Origin of the sequence: Stenotrophomonas sp. ATs4 (assembly GCF_051861585.1) — a bacterium.
Classification (GTDB): Bacteria; Pseudomonadota; Gammaproteobacteria; order Xanthomonadales; family Xanthomonadaceae; genus Stenotrophomonas; species Stenotrophomonas maltophilia_AS.
Genome location: NZ_JBLYPK010000006.1, coordinates 1 through 16,473, shown reverse-complemented (window position 1 = coordinate 16,473; position 16,473 = coordinate 1). Strand labels below are relative to the sequence as shown.

The 16,473-nt window shown below is 62.0% G+C and carries 13 protein-coding genes; 5 read left to right on the top strand and 8 right to left on the bottom strand.

The window, feature by feature from the left end; translation table 11 throughout:
- Positions 1-167: 167 nt before the first annotated feature.
- Complete coding sequence (locus tag ABR323_RS11810) at positions 168-542, top strand: nucleotide pyrophosphohydrolase (protein ID WP_439449439.1); 375 nt, start codon at positions 168-170, stop codon at positions 540-542.
- On the top strand, positions 539-2,383 hold the full coding sequence (locus ABR323_RS11805; protein WP_439449438.1) for a DNA/RNA helicase domain-containing protein: 1,845 nt from the start codon (positions 539-541) through the stop codon (positions 2,381-2,383). Before ABR323_RS11810 ends, ABR323_RS11805 begins: the two co-directional genes overlap by 4 nt.
- Positions 2,384-2,488: 105 nt before the next feature.
- On the opposite strand, the gene ABR323_RS11800 is transcribed toward ABR323_RS11805, so the two are convergent.
- Positions 2,489-3,226, bottom strand: coding sequence for a hypothetical protein (locus tag ABR323_RS11800; RefSeq protein ID WP_439449661.1), 738 nt, complete (start codon positions 3,224-3,226; stop codon positions 2,489-2,491).
- A gap of 675 nt (positions 3,227-3,901) precedes the next feature.
- On the opposite strand from ABR323_RS11800, the gene ABR323_RS11795 reads away from it, so the two are divergent.
- Positions 3,902-4,477, top strand: a complete 576-nt coding sequence (locus tag ABR323_RS11795; RefSeq protein WP_439449437.1) for a 5' nucleotidase, NT5C type — start codon at positions 3,902-3,904, stop codon at positions 4,475-4,477.
- Positions 4,478-4,572: 95 nt separating this feature from the next.
- Here the strand turns inward: ABR323_RS11795 and ABR323_RS11790 are convergent, their stop codons facing one another.
- Positions 4,573-5,412, bottom strand: coding sequence for a type 1 glutamine amidotransferase domain-containing protein (locus ABR323_RS11790; protein ID WP_439449436.1), 840 nt, complete (start codon positions 5,410-5,412; stop codon positions 4,573-4,575).
- A gap of 97 nt (positions 5,413-5,509) precedes the next feature.
- Here ABR323_RS11790 and ABR323_RS11785 point away from each other — a divergent pair, with 97 nt between their 5' ends.
- Both ABR323_RS11785 and ABR323_RS11780 read left to right on the top strand, forming a co-directional pair.
- On the top strand, positions 5,510-6,433 hold the full coding sequence (locus ABR323_RS11785) for a LysR family transcriptional regulator (RefSeq protein WP_439449435.1): 924 nt from the start codon (positions 5,510-5,512) through the stop codon (positions 6,431-6,433).
- Positions 6,434-6,972: 539 nt separating this feature from the next.
- Positions 6,973-7,329, top strand: a complete 357-nt coding sequence (locus tag ABR323_RS11780) for a hypothetical protein (RefSeq protein WP_439449434.1) — start codon at positions 6,973-6,975, stop codon at positions 7,327-7,329.
- Positions 7,330-7,400: 71 nt separating this feature from the next.
- Here ABR323_RS11780 and ABR323_RS11775 read toward each other — a convergent pair whose 3' ends face one another.
- The 6 genes from ABR323_RS11775 to ABR323_RS11750 form a co-directional block, all read right to left on the bottom strand.
- The gene (locus ABR323_RS11775) at positions 7,401-8,420 is read right to left on the bottom strand and encodes a GTP pyrophosphokinase (protein ID WP_439449433.1); all 1,020 of its coding nucleotides are present in this window, start codon (positions 8,418-8,420) and stop codon (positions 7,401-7,403) included.
- A 349-nt stretch (positions 8,421-8,769) separates the two neighbouring features.
- Positions 8,770-9,522: a hypothetical protein gene (locus tag ABR323_RS11770; protein WP_439449432.1), complete on the bottom strand. Its 753-nt coding sequence runs from the start codon at positions 9,520-9,522 to the stop codon at positions 8,770-8,772.
- A gap of 335 nt (positions 9,523-9,857) precedes the next feature.
- Positions 9,858-11,423: a glutamine-hydrolyzing GMP synthase gene (gene guaA / locus ABR323_RS11765; RefSeq protein WP_439449431.1), complete on the bottom strand. Its 1,566-nt coding sequence runs from the start codon at positions 11,421-11,423 to the stop codon at positions 9,858-9,860.
- A 103-nt stretch (positions 11,424-11,526) separates the two neighbouring features.
- Positions 11,527-12,984, bottom strand: a complete 1,458-nt coding sequence (gene guaB / locus ABR323_RS11760; RefSeq protein WP_439449430.1) for an IMP dehydrogenase — start codon at positions 12,982-12,984, stop codon at positions 11,527-11,529.
- 447 nt (positions 12,985-13,431) lie between these two features.
- A complete protein-coding gene (gene folD, locus ABR323_RS11755; RefSeq protein ID WP_014036908.1) occupies positions 13,432-14,310 on the bottom strand; it encodes a bifunctional methylenetetrahydrofolate dehydrogenase/methenyltetrahydrofolate cyclohydrolase FolD in 879 nt (292 codons plus the stop codon).
- A 186-nt stretch (positions 14,311-14,496) separates the two neighbouring features.
- A complete protein-coding gene (locus tag ABR323_RS11750; RefSeq protein WP_135273278.1) occupies positions 14,497-16,329 on the bottom strand; it encodes a monovalent cation:proton antiporter-2 (CPA2) family protein in 1,833 nt (610 codons plus the stop codon).
- Between the last annotated feature and the right edge of the window lie 144 nt (positions 16,330-16,473).

The following is a 16,473-nucleotide window of genomic DNA, read 5'->3' as shown; positions in this document are numbered from 1 at the left end:
GAGTGTAGCCGCTGTCGTGCCCCCCACTAATGGCCTTCGAATGCACTCTCCGCCGACAAGGGCTCTTCTACGCCCTCGCTATTCGCCAGATATCACGGGGTGAAATGTCGCTTACGCCCCGCCGGGATGGGTAGAATTGGCCATATCGTGTCGTATAAGGCCATGCCATGGAACACCCTCTTGTCGAGGTTCAGGGCGCAGCCCAAGCGCTCAAGGAATTTGCCGAAGCGCGTGATTGGGCACAGTTCCACTCACCCAAGAACCTTGTCATGGCCCTCTCTGGTGAAGTTGGAGAGCTGAACGAGATTTTCCAGTGGATGACCGAGGCCGACTCCTTCAAGGCAGCGTCCTCTGAAGCCACCGCCAACGCCGTACGCGATGAAATCGCCGACGTAGCGCTGTACCTCATCCGGCTGTCGGACGTACTCGGCATCGATCTGAACGAAGCCGTCAGCAGCAAGCTGGCCACGAATGCCGCCAAATACCCGGTCGACCTCTCGCGTGGCGTCAGCACCAAGTACAACAAGCTGGCGCAGCCATGATCGTATACCAGGCAGACAAGGACGCCTTCCTTCGCGACTGCAACAATGAGGAGATCGAGGAAGTCATCCTCGCCAGCTACAAGGCAGCGACAAGCAAACAGGTCAGCGATTCGGAGGTCAATTCCTGGCGGGCCTCACTGGGATACGTCGCTCGTGCGCTGAACCACCCCTCCATTCCTGGGGACATCGGCGTGGCGGTGGAGTTCATTCTTCCGCAATCGCGAAAGCGCATCGATGTTGTCCTGACCGGGCATGCCGCAGATGGGTCGCCCCACGTCATCATCATCGAACTCAAGCAATGGTCGGTGATCAAGCCCTCCGCACGCGACGCTATGATCGAGCTGCGCCCGGGAGACCTGCGGGTCCACCCTAGTTATCAGGCGTGGTCCTATGCTGCCTTCTTGGAAGGCTTCAACGAAGCCGTCTATGAAGGCAAACTCCAGCTTCACCCCTGTGCCTATCTGCACAACTATGTGCGGGACGGCGTAATCGACTCGCCGCACTACCAGCCCTACATCCAGCATGCACCACTCTTTCTGAGGGGCTCATCTGACCTTGAGGATCTGCGCACTTTCATTGGTCAGTACACCAGCAAGGGTAACGGCCTCCGTGTGTTGGCCGAACTGGACAGCGGGCGTATCCGCCCCTCCAAGGCACTCGCCGACGAAGTGTATCGACTGCTGTCAGGAAATAGCGCGTTCACCTTGCTGGACGAGCAGAAGCATGTATTCGAAGCAGCCAAGGCGGCATGTGCTCAGGCGCACGCAGACAGAAAACCCCGTGTCGTCATCGTTGAAGGCGGCCCAGGTACGGGCAAGTCTGTCGTCGCCGTGAATCTTCTGGCCACGCTACGCGATGGCCTGAACGTCAAGTACATCTCGAAGAATGCTGCACCGCGTGCGGTCTACAGCAATGCGCTCGGAAAATCGAAGGACGACGCGCGCCTGCACCATTTCTTTGGCGGTTCCGGGGCGTTCATTGATTCTCCTGAGAACGATTTCGACGCGCTGATTGTCGACGAAGCGCACCGGCTTACCGAGCAAGGCGGGTTCTACGGAAACGAGGGCAAGAACCAGATCATGGAGCTGATTAACGCTGCCCTGTGCAGCGTGTTCTTCATTGATGAAGACCAACGGGTGACCCTCAAGGATATCGGCACCAAGGATGCCATCCGGGAATTTGCGATTGCCCGTGGCGCTACCGTAGAAGAATACGTTCTGTCGTCGCAGTTCCGCTGCGCGGGCTCGGACGGCTACCTGGCATGGCTGGATGACGTGCTGCAGATCCGCCCAACCGCAAACACCACACTGGACGGAATCAGTTACGACTTCCAGATATTCGACGACCCGTCCGCGCTGCATGCCGCCATCGAATCAAAGAACGCCGACAACCGCGCGCGCGTCGTAGCCGGTTACTGCTGGCCTTGGAACAGTAAGAAGAACACCAAGGAGATGGACATTGTCATCGGCAGCTATCGGCGGCAATGGAACCTGGACAAGGACGGGAGCCTCTGGATCGTCTCCGCCGGCTCGATTGACCAGGTGGGATGCATTCACACCTGCCAAGGCCTGGAAGTCGACTACATTGGCGTCATCATCGGGCCGGACCTCATCATGGAGAACGGCGCCCTCAAAACCGTGCCGCGCGCGCGTGATCGGCACGACAAGACCATGAAGGGCTTCGTGAAGCTCTCAAAGTCCCATCCCGCCCATGCCGCCGAACTTGCAGACACCATCATCAAGAACACCTACCGCACCTTGATGACCCGAGGGATGAAGGGCTGCTACGTCTACGCGACCGATCCGCAGGTTGCCGCCTACTTCAGAGCCCGGCTGCGGTGACAGGCAGCCTTCGAGCACGCAGTTGAAGTGGAGGCCTAAGCGCCTCCACCTGACAGCTGACCATAGGTAGATCCACGCCAAGCGTGGATCTACCTCAACGCCCCATCACTTCCAATGATCCGGCCCCAAAAACGGCAGGCTCAACACAAACACCGGAACCGCCACCGGCACCAACGCCGCGCCCAGCACCTTCCCGGCCGCCGTGCCAACACCCGGCTTTTCCGTATCGTCCGGCCGGATCCGCTCAGCCCGCGCGGTAATCGACTGCGGCAGCTTCGCCTTCGCGGCCAGCGCCGCAGCATCCGGCAATTTCACCCGCTCGCCATCACTCTCGAACAGCGCGCTGTAATAGCTGCCACCCTGCCTGGAAAGGTTGCAGTCCGGGTTGGCCGCCAGCTCGTAACGGCTCCGCGCTTCAAGGATGTACGGCTGGCGCGTCAACGCAGCGATGGCCTTGGCCACCCGGGGGCTGATCTCCAATTGCTCCAGCTTGAACTGCGCCGCCTGTTCCGGCGTCACCTGCTCCGGCCGCAGCAGCAGCGCGTAGCTGCCATGCACCTTGGTCCTGTCGGCCGGCACGCGCCAGTCCTCACGGAAGTACAGCTGCGCGCAGACCACGGCCTCGCGCAACGGGCTGTCCATCAAGGCGCGGTAATCACGGAACGGCGCGGCGTCGAAGCGCATCGGTTCGTCATAGACCGGCAGCAGGTACAGCTTGCCATCGTCGGCCACGAATGCGCTGGTGATCTCGCGATTGGAGTGGTGGTAATCCGGCCCGCTGGCGCAACCAGACAGCAGGCCAAGGCACAGGGCGGAGAGAATGAAGAGGATGGACGTTCGCATGTCGTGTTGAAGGCTTCCCTGGGAAAACGGCTCCCCCCAAAGGACGAAGCCGATCCGCCATGGTGCCATGGCAACCCCGCCATGCCCAATCAAACCGCTGGAGATCGAGCGGGTTCAGGGCCGCTGGCACTGATCGGCGTGCTATATTGAGTGCGCCTGAGCATCCATGCTCAGTGACGTTCTTGGATTGAGTCAGGAACGAACGCCACAGGTATATCCCCGCCCGGCCTTTCCGTAGCGTTTGGGGATTATCTAATCCCCAGCACGCCAGATTGCTCGTTGCTTGGCGAAATGAGCCAGTAGGTGCGGCCCATGCGTCTTGGCCAACGGCCAGAGCAGCCACTCGGCATGCATTAGAAATAACGCCACGATATAAGCCGCATTTCAGGCGTGTCGATTACGGCATCAGCCGGTGGGCGTCGCCATTTGGCTGGTGGTGCCCGTATTGTGGGGCTACGGCGCCGCACACTGTCCCGCTGCTGCAGCACCTGATGGGCCCTGAAGGCACTCTGGCGTTCCGCATTGGCAGGGGTTGCAGGCCATCACCCTTTCGGCCTGGACCGACGCCGGCGGCATCGCGATTGCTGCTATGTTTGTCGCAATCGCCAAACACTTAGCCCCGCTCCTGGGGAACGGATGAAGATGAAAGCCCACTCTTGAGAGGAGAACGCGTTAATGAACGCTGATGATGTGAAGTCGATACCGATGACGGACCCGCTCGCGAAGCAGTGCACAGATGGATCGAGTGCATCCAGACGCACAATCTACGTAGATCTTGATGGTGTCATGGCCGACTTCGACACGGCATTTCCCGCCCTATTTGGCCTGGACCATCGCTTGCTTGCCGACGATGAAATGTGGGCGCACATCAACAACCACCCGTCGTATTTCCGCGACCTTCCGCCGATGCAAGGTGCAGTGGAGTTTTTCCAAAGCATTCACCACTTGAACCCGGTGATTCTCACAGCCTGCCCGAAATCGAACTATCCGCTCGCCGCGATGCAGAAGCGACAGTGGGTTCGCGAACACCTGTCAGCAACCTGCCTGGTGTTGCCTGTCCTCGGCGGGAGGCACAAGCCGCTCTTCATGCACCAGCCGGGCGATGTTCTGATCGATGATTTCAAAGAGAACTGTGATGCCTGGACAGCGGCAGGCGGAGTGGCGATCAGGCACGCCGGCGATTGGGCCGTAACGCGTCACGCGCTTTCCGAAATAGAAGATCTGTCAGCAACAGCACGCGTGGCGGGCTGATTCCCTCTGTAACGACCACGTTGATGTTTCCATGAACAGGCCGAGGCGCTGACCCCTCGGCCCCCAAGGCTGGCAGCTTGTTTTGCGGCCCCGCCCTACTTCAACCGCTCCACCAATCGCTGCCCCACCTCCAACGCCGAAGCCGGGTTCTGCCCGGTAATCAGCTCGCGGTCCACCACCACATGCCCCGTCCACGGCGTGGCATTGCTGCTGAACCGCGCACCCGCCCGCTGCAACGCGGTCTGCGGGTAGAACTTCATCTCGCCGCCGCCCAGCAGCGGCTTGGCCTGTTCTTCTTCCTGGTTGCTGATCACCGTCATCTGGTAGCCGCTGTAGATCCACTTCGGTGTGGCCGGCATCGCACCCGCTTCCAGCTTCGCCACGAAACCATCGGCATCCGGCAGCGTGGACAGCAGCGCGATCGGCCCGTGGCAGACCAGCGCGGTGGTCTTGTTGCGCTGGTGGAAGTCGGCCAGCAGCCGGCCCAGCGCCGGGCTCTTCAGCAGATCCTGCATCGGCGCGTGGCCACCGGGAATGTAGACAGCGTCGAAACGCGCGTAACCCTGCTGCTCGATGCGCGCCAGGCTGAGCACCGGCGAGGCCGTCGGCGAGGTCAGCGCCAGTTTCTCCAGCAGCTCCTTGTGCAGCGTCAGCTGTGCGGCATCGTTGCCGAAGTACGCCGCCGTCACCGAGGACGCATCCACGGTCGGCGCCCGCCCCTGTGGCGTGGCGAAAGTCACCTCGTGGCCCGCGTCCAGCAGCAGCTTGACCGGCTGCATCAACTCGTTGAGATAGAAGCCGGTGGACAGCACCTTGCCGTCCTTCAGGTCCAGGCGGTTTTCGTCGGACAGCACCACCAGCACGTTGGCGGCATGCGCGCCGGTCGCGGCCAGGGTCAGGGCCAGCGCAGCGGCCAACCGGGTCATCAGGTTCATGGGGGAGCACCTATCGGGGAATGGCCGCCACTTTATTCATCGCCCCAGCGGCGATAAATTGGCCCCATCGCAAAACATCTGTTCCCGGGAGAGCCAAATGAGCCGCAAGTTCGACTACCTGGGCGATGTGGAGGTGTTCCTGGCGGTGGTCGAGCACAGCTCGTTCACCGCCGGCGCGGTGGCGCTGTCCACCACGCCCTCGGTGCTGAGCCGCGCAGTCACCCGCCTGGAGGCGCGGCTGGGCCGCCAGCTGCTGCAGCGGACCACCCGCCGCGTAGGCCTGACCGACGCCGGGCGGCTCTATCTGGAACAGGTGCGCACCGCCTTCGGCCTGCTGGACGACGCCGAGCGCGACGTACTGGCCCAGGACGGTGCGCTGGCCGGCCGCGTGCGCCTGAGCGTGCCCACCACCTATGGCCACTACCGCCTGCCGCCCGTGCTGGCGCGCTTTGCGCAACAGTACCCGCAGGTGCAGGTGGAACTGAACATCACCAACCGCAACGTGGACCTGGTGGCCGAAGGCTTCGACCTGGCCATCCGCCTGGGCCAGCTGCCGGACAGCGGGCTGGTGGCACGAAAGCTGGAAGACGCGCCGCTGCTGCTGGTGGCCGCGCCGGACTACCTGCAACGCCGTGGCACGCCGCAGACGCTGGACGACCTGCAGCAGCATATGTGCCTGCCCTTCGTGATGCCGCGCACCGGGCGGCTGGCGCCGTGGATCTTCCGCGACGGTGGGCGCGACGTGGACTGGCTGCCGCGTTCGTCCATCGAGACCTCCGACGATGTGCTGGGCGTGGTGTCGCTGGCCGAACAGGGCATCGGCATCTGCCAGAGCTATGCGTTCATCGTGCGCGAGCGGTTGCAGCGTGGGCAGTTGGTGGAAGTGTTGCCGCAGCTGCGGGGGCGATCGCGGCCGTTCTCGGTGATCTATGCGCCGCATCGGCGGCAGTCGGCGGCGGCGCGGGCGATGATTGAACTGCTGGTGGGCAATGCTGGGCGTGCTGAGGATGGCGTTGGTTGAGGCTGCGAGCTTCGCTGGCAATGTCGGGTTTGAACCGCTTTTCGGGGTGTGAGGCTGGTCACGCGCCGTTGCCAGTCGGGGCGAACTAAGAACTGTTGCAAAGAAGGCCGTCGCGCTATTCGCTTGTGGCGTGGGCGATTGCGCCAGTCTGAATCGCAATCAACAGAGCACCTGCGCGAATGCGTCCGCTGGCGTCGCGTGCGGCACGAATGGTGCGTGCAACAATAGTTCCTCGCTCTCGGATTCCGCGATTCCTTCGTGAATTTCTATTGGTATTCGAAGCAGCTGCGTAAACACCATGGCGCGCCACCGATACCGGGTGGCCGGGCGTGCAAACCCGAGACGCAGAGTGAATACGCTTGCCAGTCGGCACCGTCCTTGAGGCGGTGCCGACTGGCAATCCGTCGGCCTATATGGCGGACGGTGCGTGGGGGTCTTCGGGCCCGCCGGTCACTTCTCTGCGTCCCGGTTTGCAACCCGCACCGTCCGCCACCCTCTTCGCGGTGGCGCTGTTAAGCACAGCCACGGAAGCCGACGCCATGAACGAATCCGACACCTTCTCCTCGTACACCGTTGTTGAGCCCATCAACGACGACACTCCCCTGCCCGACCTGAACTCCCTGCTCGGCATCCTCAAGCGCATGCGCGGCTGCGAGGGGGCCGATGGGCACCCTTGGCCGGAGAACGACGTATCACCCGGGCGCCGCGTAAGCCTGGCGAGGACCGAGCGCGCGCTGGTGGGGCTGCTGACGGTGCTGGAGGTGCTGCATGCGGCAGACCGCTGCCGTGTGGCAGCGGAGCCGGAACGGCATTTGGATGAGGGGGTGGTTGATGGGTTGTTTTTGGCTTGCCGTGGTTTGGCTGAGTGGGCTTGTCGGGACATTCGGCCAGAGTGATCCCCCCCCCAAAAAAAATTCAAAAGGATTTAACTACTCCTACTTAGGCCATCTTCATATAGCATTAGCCTTTATTTACTATTAACCCGGCGTTTACCCCGTGTGGCAGGCCTCCCAGCGTTCATCACCTCGCTGACTCTATCCGCCCCAAACTCTGCTTTGAGCGCGCCACGCACGAGTCCTACATGACTCAGAAAGACACCCTTAGCAATTCTGTCGGCATTGCGCCCCGACTGCACTTGCCCAGCCATCTTATTCTTGACAAGCTCGGCATCAAGCCTGCTCATTTCTGCACGGTGCTTCTTCAACAACTTGCGCAAATCAGCCGCAGTCTTCACCGACAAATCAACAAGATTAGTTAAGAGTTCAGCATATCTTTCATTCTCAATTCGATTGTCTTCAGGAAGCTCCTCCGCCAAGACGATTGCGAGCGAATCAACGTTCAAAGAAGCATTCTTCTCGCTCACTTCGAGACCAGATTCCACATAACTTTTTCGTTCAGAAAGTACGCGTTCAAACTCCAAATCCACAGTCTCAAGAAGCGCTGAGGCGCGGTTAATTGCTCGCCGAAGAGGCGGAGGGACGCTCCCTTCATTTTTATACTGCAACTTGTGAGACACGGCCGCCCAAATGTGCTGAGCTAACGTACGAACCTGAAACTCCATCTTCAGATCACCCAATAATGAGAAACTAGGAACCTTAAGCCACTCGGGCGATATCCTGGCAATTACATGTTGAGATTGATATCCAAACTCGGAATCACCAAGCCTTTCACCAGTATTCTCGGATGAAATTACTTCGAAGTGCTCGCCAAGCAGTTTCACAACAATATCCAGATCACTCCGGAAGAGCAGGATCATACGAATCCCAACAAGGTCATCAAGCTCCCTCACGTGACCTAAGGTTAGATCCTTCCGTTGAACCTTGTCTTCGATAGACTCCCATGTCTTGACACGACTCTCAATGGGAACGCCAAGGGCGATCCCATTCGACTCCAGCAACTCTCCAATCTCTGCAACCGCAGAGACTCGCAACCGTTCCAAACGACTTGATTCATCCGAATACTGATTTCTCATATCGTCTTGAGACATAACTAATCTACTCATAGGACTGGAAGATCGCACGAATCACAATTGAATCATTAAATTTGAAAGAATTGAAATTAACACAGGCAGCCACAGACGCACTCGCCGCTCAGTTAGACCACACCCCGATCAAATGCCGCGTTGGCACCCCAATTAGCTCCTCAGGCATTTCCGACAATTTACTCAAGATCGGTCTCTATTTAGACTTATGAGAGGAACCACTGACAACGACCCAGCCCAGCTAACGAACTTCAACAATCGCGACGAAGGAGCACCCTGCAACATGAGTGCGCCCGTCACGAGTAGAGACGGGCTTAGCAGCCATCCAACGAATTATCCGCGCCGAGAGATCGACTCATATTTTATCGAGCCGATCCAAAACAAAATCCCCATCTTGGTAACCAGTGACTATGGACCAACCGGCAAACAACTCCCAAAGGAAGTTGGTCAGATACTTGATGTCTGAGTTTTCCGAGCCATCTCGAAGGACTACAATCGCGCGACTCAGTCTCTTGAGAAAGGCATAGATTTCGTCGTCGCCAACATCGATCGCGGCGAGAGTGTATTTCAGCTCCTCGGCTAGAATTCCCAGTTCTACGACGATGGCGCTGACATGTTGTGCCTCTAGGCCGTTCATGACGTCGTACCACTTCTCGCCACCGGACGGCCCGACGGCAGTGAAGTAGGCGCGGAATTTGTTGATATCGGCAAGCTCTTCAACCACCTTAGGGTCCCCGACCCCATTGCTCGCGAACAGCAGCTGGTAAATGCACTGCTCTTTAAACAAAGCATAGTGGTGCTTAAGATTTTTTCGGATTCGCTTTCGTTTAGCATGCCCTGGCAGCCAAACCACGAGCACATACATCACCTGACTGACGAGAACACCAGTCGCCATGTTGAATATGATCTGATTTCCAACAGGAAACGGCGTCAGGACAGTCTCGATCCAAGTGGTGCGCAACGGACCGGCCAATGGCTCTTCGCTAGCTTTGAACATCAACAGCGCACTAATGCCGAACAGAGCCCATAGCGCCCCTCCGAGCACATGTACCCTTGCCCACTTTGCGAAGACTCGGCCTCGACCTGAATGTTGTGGGGTCGAATTCATCCTTCTTCCTCCCTGATAACCCCCGCGGAACGCGGCCGATGGCGCGGCAGTTGCTCAGTGTTACGCGAGGGCGTCCAAGTCGTCAACGGTGCCAAGGAGCGAAGACGGAGCAAGCCTTTGCCTGGGCCATGCGAGCCATCCCCTCAGCGCTCGCAACTATCAAAAGAGGATTGACCGCCCTTATTCCAAGCCCCCCCCCCCCCCCCAAGCTTCGGACTACAACTCGAAAAACCTGAAAAATAATAAGCCCCAGCAAACCCCAAGTTGATCCAGCACTTGGAAATAATAAGTACTGCAACAACAAGGGCGCCTCTCGGCGCCCTCGTTCTTTCAACTCATTCCCACTCAATAGTAGCCGGCGGCTTCCCCGAGATGTCATAAACAACCCGCGACACCCCCCGCAACTCATTGATGATCCGGTTGCTCACCGTACCCAGGAACTCATACGGCAGATGCGCCCAATGCGCCGTCATGAAGTCAATCGTCTCCACGGCCCGCAGCGCAATCACCCACTCATACGCCCGCGCATCGCCCACCACGCCCACCGACTTCACTGGCAGGAACACGGCAAACGCCTGGCTGGTCTTGTCGTACAGATCCGCCTTGCGCAGCTCATCAATGAAGATGGCATCGGCCTTGGCCAGCAGCTCGGCGTACTCGCGCTTCACTTCGCCCAGGATACGCACGCCCAGGCCCGGGCCCGGGAACGGATGGCGGTAGACCATGCTGCGCGGCAGGCCCAGTTCAACGCCCAGGCGGCGCACTTCGTCCTTGAACAGCTCGCGCAGCGGCTCCACCAGGCCCAGCTTCATGTGCTCCGGCAGGCCACCCACGTTGTGGTGGCTCTTGATCACATGCGCCTTGCCGGTCTTGCTGCCGGCCGACTCGATCACGTCCGGGTAGATGGTGCCTTGCGCCAGCCACTTGGCATTCTTCAGCTTGTTCGACTCTTCATCGAAGATCTCAACAAACAGGTTGCCGATGATCTTGCGCTTGGCTTCCGGGTCGCTCACGCCTTCCAGCGCGGCGAAGTAACGGTCGGCGGCATTCACGCGCACCACCTTTACGCCCATGTGCTCGGCGAACATCGCCATCACCTGGTCGCCTTCCTGCCAACGCAGCAGGCCGGTATCCACGAACACGCAGGTCAGCTTCTCGCCGATGGCCTTGTGCAGCAGCGCGGCCACGACGGACGAATCAACGCCGCCGGACAGGCCAAGGATCACTTCGTCATCGCCCACCTGTTCGCGCACGCGGGCGATCTGGTCGTCGATGATGTTGGCGGCGGTCCACAGGGTCTGGCAGCCGCACACGTCCACCACGAAGCGGCGCAGCAGCGCCTGGCCCTGCAGGGTGTGGGTCACTTCCGGGTGGAACTGCACGCCGTACCAGAGCTTTTCTTCGTTGGCCATGGCGGCCACCGGAATGCGGTCGGTGGTGGCGGTGATGGTGAAGCCCGGCGGTGCAACGGAGACATGGTCGCCGTGGCTCATCCAGACATTCAGCTTCGGCTCGCCGCCGTGGTCGCTCAGGCCCTTGAACAGTGCATCCGGGTTGATCACGTTCACTTCGGCGTGGCCGAACTCGCGCTGGTCAGCGGCTTCGGTGGCGCCGCCCAGCTGTGCAGCCAGGGTCTGCATGCCGTAGCAGATGCCGAAGATCGGCAGGCCGCTGTCGAACACTTCCTGCGGTGCGGCCGGGGCACCCGGCAGCGTGGTCGATTCCGGGCCACCGGACAGGATGATGCCCTTGGCGCCAAACGCGGCGATCTCGGCCGGGTTGTGGTCCCACGCCCAGATTTCGCAGTAGACGCCCAGCTCGCGGATGCGGCGGGCGATCAGCTGCGTGTACTGCGCGCCGAAATCGAGGATGAGGATCTTGTCGTTATGGATGTTGGTCATGGCGCCCCGGCAATGCAGTAGGGAAAACGAAATCAGATTTACGGCGGCAGATGGAGAAAGAGGAACGGGAAGTGCTTCCCCGTTCCTCTTGGCTCGGCCCGCGTCAGGCGCGGTAGTTCGGCGGCTCTTTGGTGATCGTCACGTCGTGGACGTGGCTCTCACGCTGGCCGGCGCCGCTGATCTTCACGAACTTGGGCTTGCTGCGCATGTCTTCGATGGTGGCGCAGCCCACGTAGCCCATGGTGGCGCGCAGGCCGCCCATCAGCTGGTGGATGATGCCGCCCACCGGGCCGCGGTACGGCACGCGGCCTTCGATGCCTTCCGGCACCAGCTTGTCGGCGGTGGCGGCGTCCTGGAAGTAGCGGTCCTTCGACCCCTTCTCCATGGCAGCCAGCGAACCCATGCCGCGGTAGCTCTTGTACGAACGACCCTGGTACAGCTCGGTCTCGCCCGGCGATTCCTCGGTACCGGCCAGCAGGCCACCGACCATGATGGTCGAGGCACCGGCGGCCAGCGCCTTGCCGATGTCGCCCGAGTAGCGGATGCCACCGTCGGCGATCAGCGGGATGCGGTCCTGCAGCGCTTCGGCTACCAGATCAATGGCGGTGACCTGCGGCACGCCGACGCCGGCGACGACGCGGGTGGTGCAGATCGAGCCCGGGCCGATGCCGACCTTCACTGCGTCCGCGCCGCTGTCCAGCAGCGCCAGTGCGGCTTCGCCGGTGCAGATGTTGCCACCGATGACCTGCACGTGCGGGAAGTTCTTCTTGACCCAGCTGACGCGGTCCAGCACGCCCTGCGAGTGGCCGTGCGCGGTATCGACCACGAGCACGTCCACGCCGGCGGCGACCAGCGCTTCCACGCGGCGATCGGTATCGCCACCCACGCCGACGGCAGCGCCGACCAGCAGGCGGGTCGACAGATCCTTGGCGGCGTTGGGGAAGTCGGTGTTCTTCTGGATGTCCTTGACGGTGATCAGGCCACGCAGTTCGAACGAGTCATTGACCACCAGCACCTTTTCGATGCGGTTGCGGTGCAGCAGCTGCAGCACTTCGTCGGAGGCGGCGCCTTCCTTGACCGTGATCAGGCGATCCTTCTTGGTCATGATGTGGCGGACCGGATCATCCAGCTCGGTCTCGAAGCGCATGTCGCGGTGGGTCACGATGCCGGCCAGCAGGCCGTCGCTACCCACCACCGGCACGCCGGAGATGTTGTGCGCCTGGGTCAGGGCCAGCACGTCGCGGATGGTGGTTTCCGGGCCGACGGTGATCGGGTCGCGGATGACACCGGCCTCGAACTTCTTGACCTTGGCCACTTCCGCGGCCTGCTGTTCCAGGCTGAGATTCTTGTGGATGATGCCCATGCCACCCAGCTGTGCAATGGCGATGGCCAGGCGCGCTTCGGTGACGGTATCCATGGCTGCGGACAGGATCGGAAGCTTGAGCTTCAGGTCGCGAGTCAACCGCGTTTCGAGGTTGACGTCCTTGGGCAGGATGGTCGAGTGGGCGGGGACGAGCGAGACGTCGTCGTAAGTGAGTGCTTCAGCCTGGATGCGCAGCATCGGCATACCCGAGATGTGGGGAAGCGCGACATTTTACCCTGTTTTCGCGCCGTGTGGCAGGGGGTAGATGCGACGCAGTGTCGCGCGGGCGGTGATTGGTTCAGGGGCCCATCCGGGCCGGCGGCATACCGCCTTTGGTAGGTGCCAACCTTGGTTGGCACGGCCCGTCCGGCACCTGGACCCCAGATGGGGCCAAGGCCTCTGCCTGTTTGTGCCAACCAAGGTTGACACCTACCAGGAGCGGTTCATGCGGGGCATCGGAGCCACCCGGCATTTGCCTTGGGTGGGTGCCAACCTTGGTTGGCACGACCCGTCCGGCACCGGTACCCCAGATGGGCCGATGGCCCCGATGGATGTGTGCCAACCAAGGTTGGCACCTACCAGGAGCGGGTTATCGGCCTGCCCCGGCATTGTGCCGGCCAGCGGCCGGCACCCACCCCAAAAAGGTCAGCTCAGCGCTTCCGCCGCTTCCAACGTGTTCTGCATCAACGTGGCCACGGTCATCGGGCCCACGCCACCCGGCACCGGGGTGATCCAGCTCGCTCGCTGGGCAGCCGCTTCAAACCCAACGTCACCCACCAACCGACCGTCGTCCAACCGGTTGATGCCCACATCGATCACCACTGCGCCCGGCTTCACCCATTCGCCCGGTACGATGCCCGGGCGACCCACCGCCACCACCAGGATGTCGGCGTTGCGCACGGCCTGCTCCAGCACGTCCTTGGGGGTGAACTTGTGGCAGCTGGTCACGGTGCAGCCGGCAATCAGCAGTTCCAGGCCCATCGGGCGGCCGACGTGGTTGCTCACGCCCACGATGGTGGCGTTGCGGCCGCGCACCGGCTGGTCGGTGTGGCCCAGCAGCGTGGTGATGCCGCGCGGGGTGCACGGGCGCAGGCCGAACTCGCGCAGGGCCAGGTGGCCGACGTTTTCCGGGTGGAAGCCGTCCACGTCCTTGCGCGGGTCGATGCGCTGGATCAGCCGGCGCGCGTCGGGGATGCCCGGCAGCGGCAGCTGGATCAGGATGCCGTTGATCTTCGGATCGGCGTTGAGCTGGTCGATCAGGTCGAGCAGCTCGGCTTCAGTGGTACCAGCCGGCAGATCGTAATCATGTGCTTCGATACCGACCTTCTCGGCGGCACGGCGCTTGTTGCGCACGTACACAGTCGAGGCCGGATCGCCACCGACCAGCACCACGGCCAGGCCCGGGCGGCTGCCACCGGCGGCCACGCGGGCGTCGACGCGCACCTTCAGGCTGTCGAGCAGGTCCTCGGCGATACGGCGGCCATCGAGGATGCGGGCAGGAAGCTGGGGGGCGGAATCGGTCATCGGGAGCGGGCGTGGGGCGGCGGGGACGCTATTGTCCCCGATTCAGGCCCCCTCGCCCACCGCAGGCTTCGGCGATCCCCCACCTGCCTGGTAGTGCCGGCCGCTGGCCGGCAACCTCATGACGTCGGAACGTTCCCGTATTTACCGGCCAGCGGCCGGCACTACCAAGCGATCAGCGCGCGGGTTTTATTCTTCCTCTTCCGGCACATCCTGCGGGTTCAGCGTCTTGCTCTCGCGCTTCGGCGCGGTGAACGGGGTCGGCGTCGGTACGCCCTGCGGGCTGTTGCCGTAGATCATGCGCGCGCCGGCATTCAAACCACCACCGGCAATCTCCAGCTCGAAGCGCTCCGCATCGCGGCGACGGATCTGCTCGGCAATCTCGATTGCATCGTCCTCATCCGCACCCAGTTCCACCAGCGCGGCCTGACCGAACAACACCGCCGATTCAAACGTCTCACGGATCTGGAAATCGACACCGGCATGGATCAGCCGCAGCGAATGTTCGCGGTCGAACGAGCGCACCATCAGCTTGGCCTGCGGGAACTCGTGCGCCACCAGCTCAACGATGCGGTCGGCGGCCTCGGCCTTGTCCACGCACACCGCAATCGCACGCGCGGTGGCAGCGCCGGAGGCATGCAGCACATCCAGACGCGTGCCGTCGCCGTAGTAGATCTTGAAACCGAAGCGCGCGGCGCTCTGGATCATCTCCACATCGTTGTCGATGATGGTCACGTCCACGTCGCGCGCCAGCAGCGACTGGCTGGCGACCTGGCCGAAGCGGCCGAAGCCGATCAGCAGCACGCTGCCGGACAGGCCGTCGGCCTCGTCCACGCCGTCCATGTTCACCGTCGGCTTCGGCGCCACGCGCTTGTAGACCAGCACCACCAACGGGGTCAGCGCCATCGACAGCACCACCACGGCGGTGAAGTTGGCATTGATCTCCAGGTCGATCACGCCCGCCGATGCGGCGGCGGAGAACAGCACGAAGGCGAATTCGCCGCCCTGCGCCATCAGCACGCCGCGATCCAGCGCCTGCGCGTGGTCGCTACCCATGATGCGCGCCACCACATAGATGCACAGCGCCTTGGCTGCCATCAGCGCCAGCACCAGGCCGAGGATCAGCTGCCAGTGCGCAGCCACCACGCTCAGGTCCAGCGCCATGCCCACGCTGAGGAAGAACAGGCCCAGCAGGATGCCGCGGAACGGTTCGATGTCCGCTTCGATCTGGTGGCGGAAGGTCGACTCGCTCAGCAGCACGCCGGCCAGGAACGCGCCCATCGCCATCGACAGGCCAGACAGCTGCATCAGCAGCGCCGCACCCAGCACCACCAGCAGCGCGGCGGCGGTCATCACCTCGCGCGCCTTCGATTCGGCCAGCAGGCGGAACAGAGGGTTGAGCAGGAAGCGGCCGACCAGCACCAGGCCGACGATGGCACCGACGCCGATCGCCACCGACAGCCAGCGCGAACCCTCGCCATCGGCGCTGCCCGCGCTCGGGCCCATCCAGGCCACCAGCGCCAGCAACGGCACGATCAGCAGGTCTTCGAACAGCAGGATGGAGACGATCTTCTGCCCCGACGGCAGCGCGATGTCGCCGCGCTCGGCCAGCAGCTGCATCACCACCGCGGTGGAGGTCAGCACGAAGCCGGTGGCGCCGATGAAGGCCACCTGCCACGGCAGGCCGAACAGTTTGGCGATGCTGGTCAGCACCAGCGCACAGGTGACGATCTGCAGCGTGCCCAGCCCGAAGATTTCCTTGCGCAGGCTCCACAGATGCGAGGGCCGCATTTCCAGGCCGATCACGAACAGGAACATCACCACGCCGAGCTCGGCGGTATGCAGGATCGCCTGCGGGTCGGAGAACCAGCCCAGCCCGAACGGTCCGATCGCCAGGCCAGCGGCGAAGTAGCCCAGTACCGAGCCCAGACCGGCCCGGCGGAACAAAGGCACCATCACCACCGCCGCGCCCAACAGGGCGACGACCTTGACCAGCTCGCTGGTCGCTGCTTCTACCGCCATGCGGTGTTTTCCCCAAGATCCAGAATCGGCCTCAACAATAGAGCAATGCCGATGACGGCAATAGCACGCATGTTGCGTCTGATTGTCTTGGAGATGGAACGATGCCGGGATTGACCCCCAACATCATCCCGAATTCCGACACAC

Bases quoted from the DNA above. Each gene is read 5' to 3' on its own strand.
- ABR323_RS11780 (WP_439449434.1), top strand. From the start codon at position 6,973: ATGAACGAATCCGACACCTTCTCCTCGTACACCGTTGTTGAGCCCATC.
- ABR323_RS11810 (WP_439449439.1), top strand. From the start codon at position 168: ATGGAACACCCTCTTGTCGAGGTTCAGGGCGCAGCCCAAGCGCTCAAG.
- ABR323_RS11750 (WP_135273278.1), bottom strand. From the start codon at position 16,329: ATGGCGGTAGAAGCAGCGACCAGCGAGCTGGTCAAGGTCGTCGCCCTG.
- ABR323_RS11770 (WP_439449432.1), bottom strand. From the start codon at position 9,522: ATGAATTCGACCCCACAACATTCAGGTCGAGGCCGAGTCTTCGCAAAG.
- ABR323_RS11805 (WP_439449438.1), top strand. From the start codon at position 539: ATGATCGTATACCAGGCAGACAAGGACGCCTTCCTTCGCGACTGCAAC.
- guaA (WP_439449431.1), bottom strand. From the start codon at position 11,423: ATGACCAACATCCATAACGACAAGATCCTCATCCTCGATTTCGGCGCG.
- ABR323_RS11785 (WP_439449435.1), top strand. From the start codon at position 5,510: ATGAGCCGCAAGTTCGACTACCTGGGCGATGTGGAGGTGTTCCTGGCG.
- ABR323_RS11775 (WP_439449433.1), bottom strand. From the start codon at position 8,420: ATGTCTCAAGACGATATGAGAAATCAGTATTCGGATGAATCAAGTCGT.
- guaB (WP_439449430.1), bottom strand. From the start codon at position 12,984: ATGCTGCGCATCCAGGCTGAAGCACTCACTTACGACGACGTCTCGCTC.
- folD (WP_014036908.1), bottom strand. From the start codon at position 14,310: ATGACCGATTCCGCCCCCCAGCTTCCTGCCCGCATCCTCGATGGCCGC.
- ABR323_RS11795 (WP_439449437.1), top strand. From the start codon at position 3,902: ATGAACGCTGATGATGTGAAGTCGATACCGATGACGGACCCGCTCGCG.
- ABR323_RS11800 (WP_439449661.1), bottom strand. From the start codon at position 3,226: ATGCGAACGTCCATCCTCTTCATTCTCTCCGCCCTGTGCCTTGGCCTG.
- ABR323_RS11790 (WP_439449436.1), bottom strand. From the start codon at position 5,412: ATGAACCTGATGACCCGGTTGGCCGCTGCGCTGGCCCTGACCCTGGCC.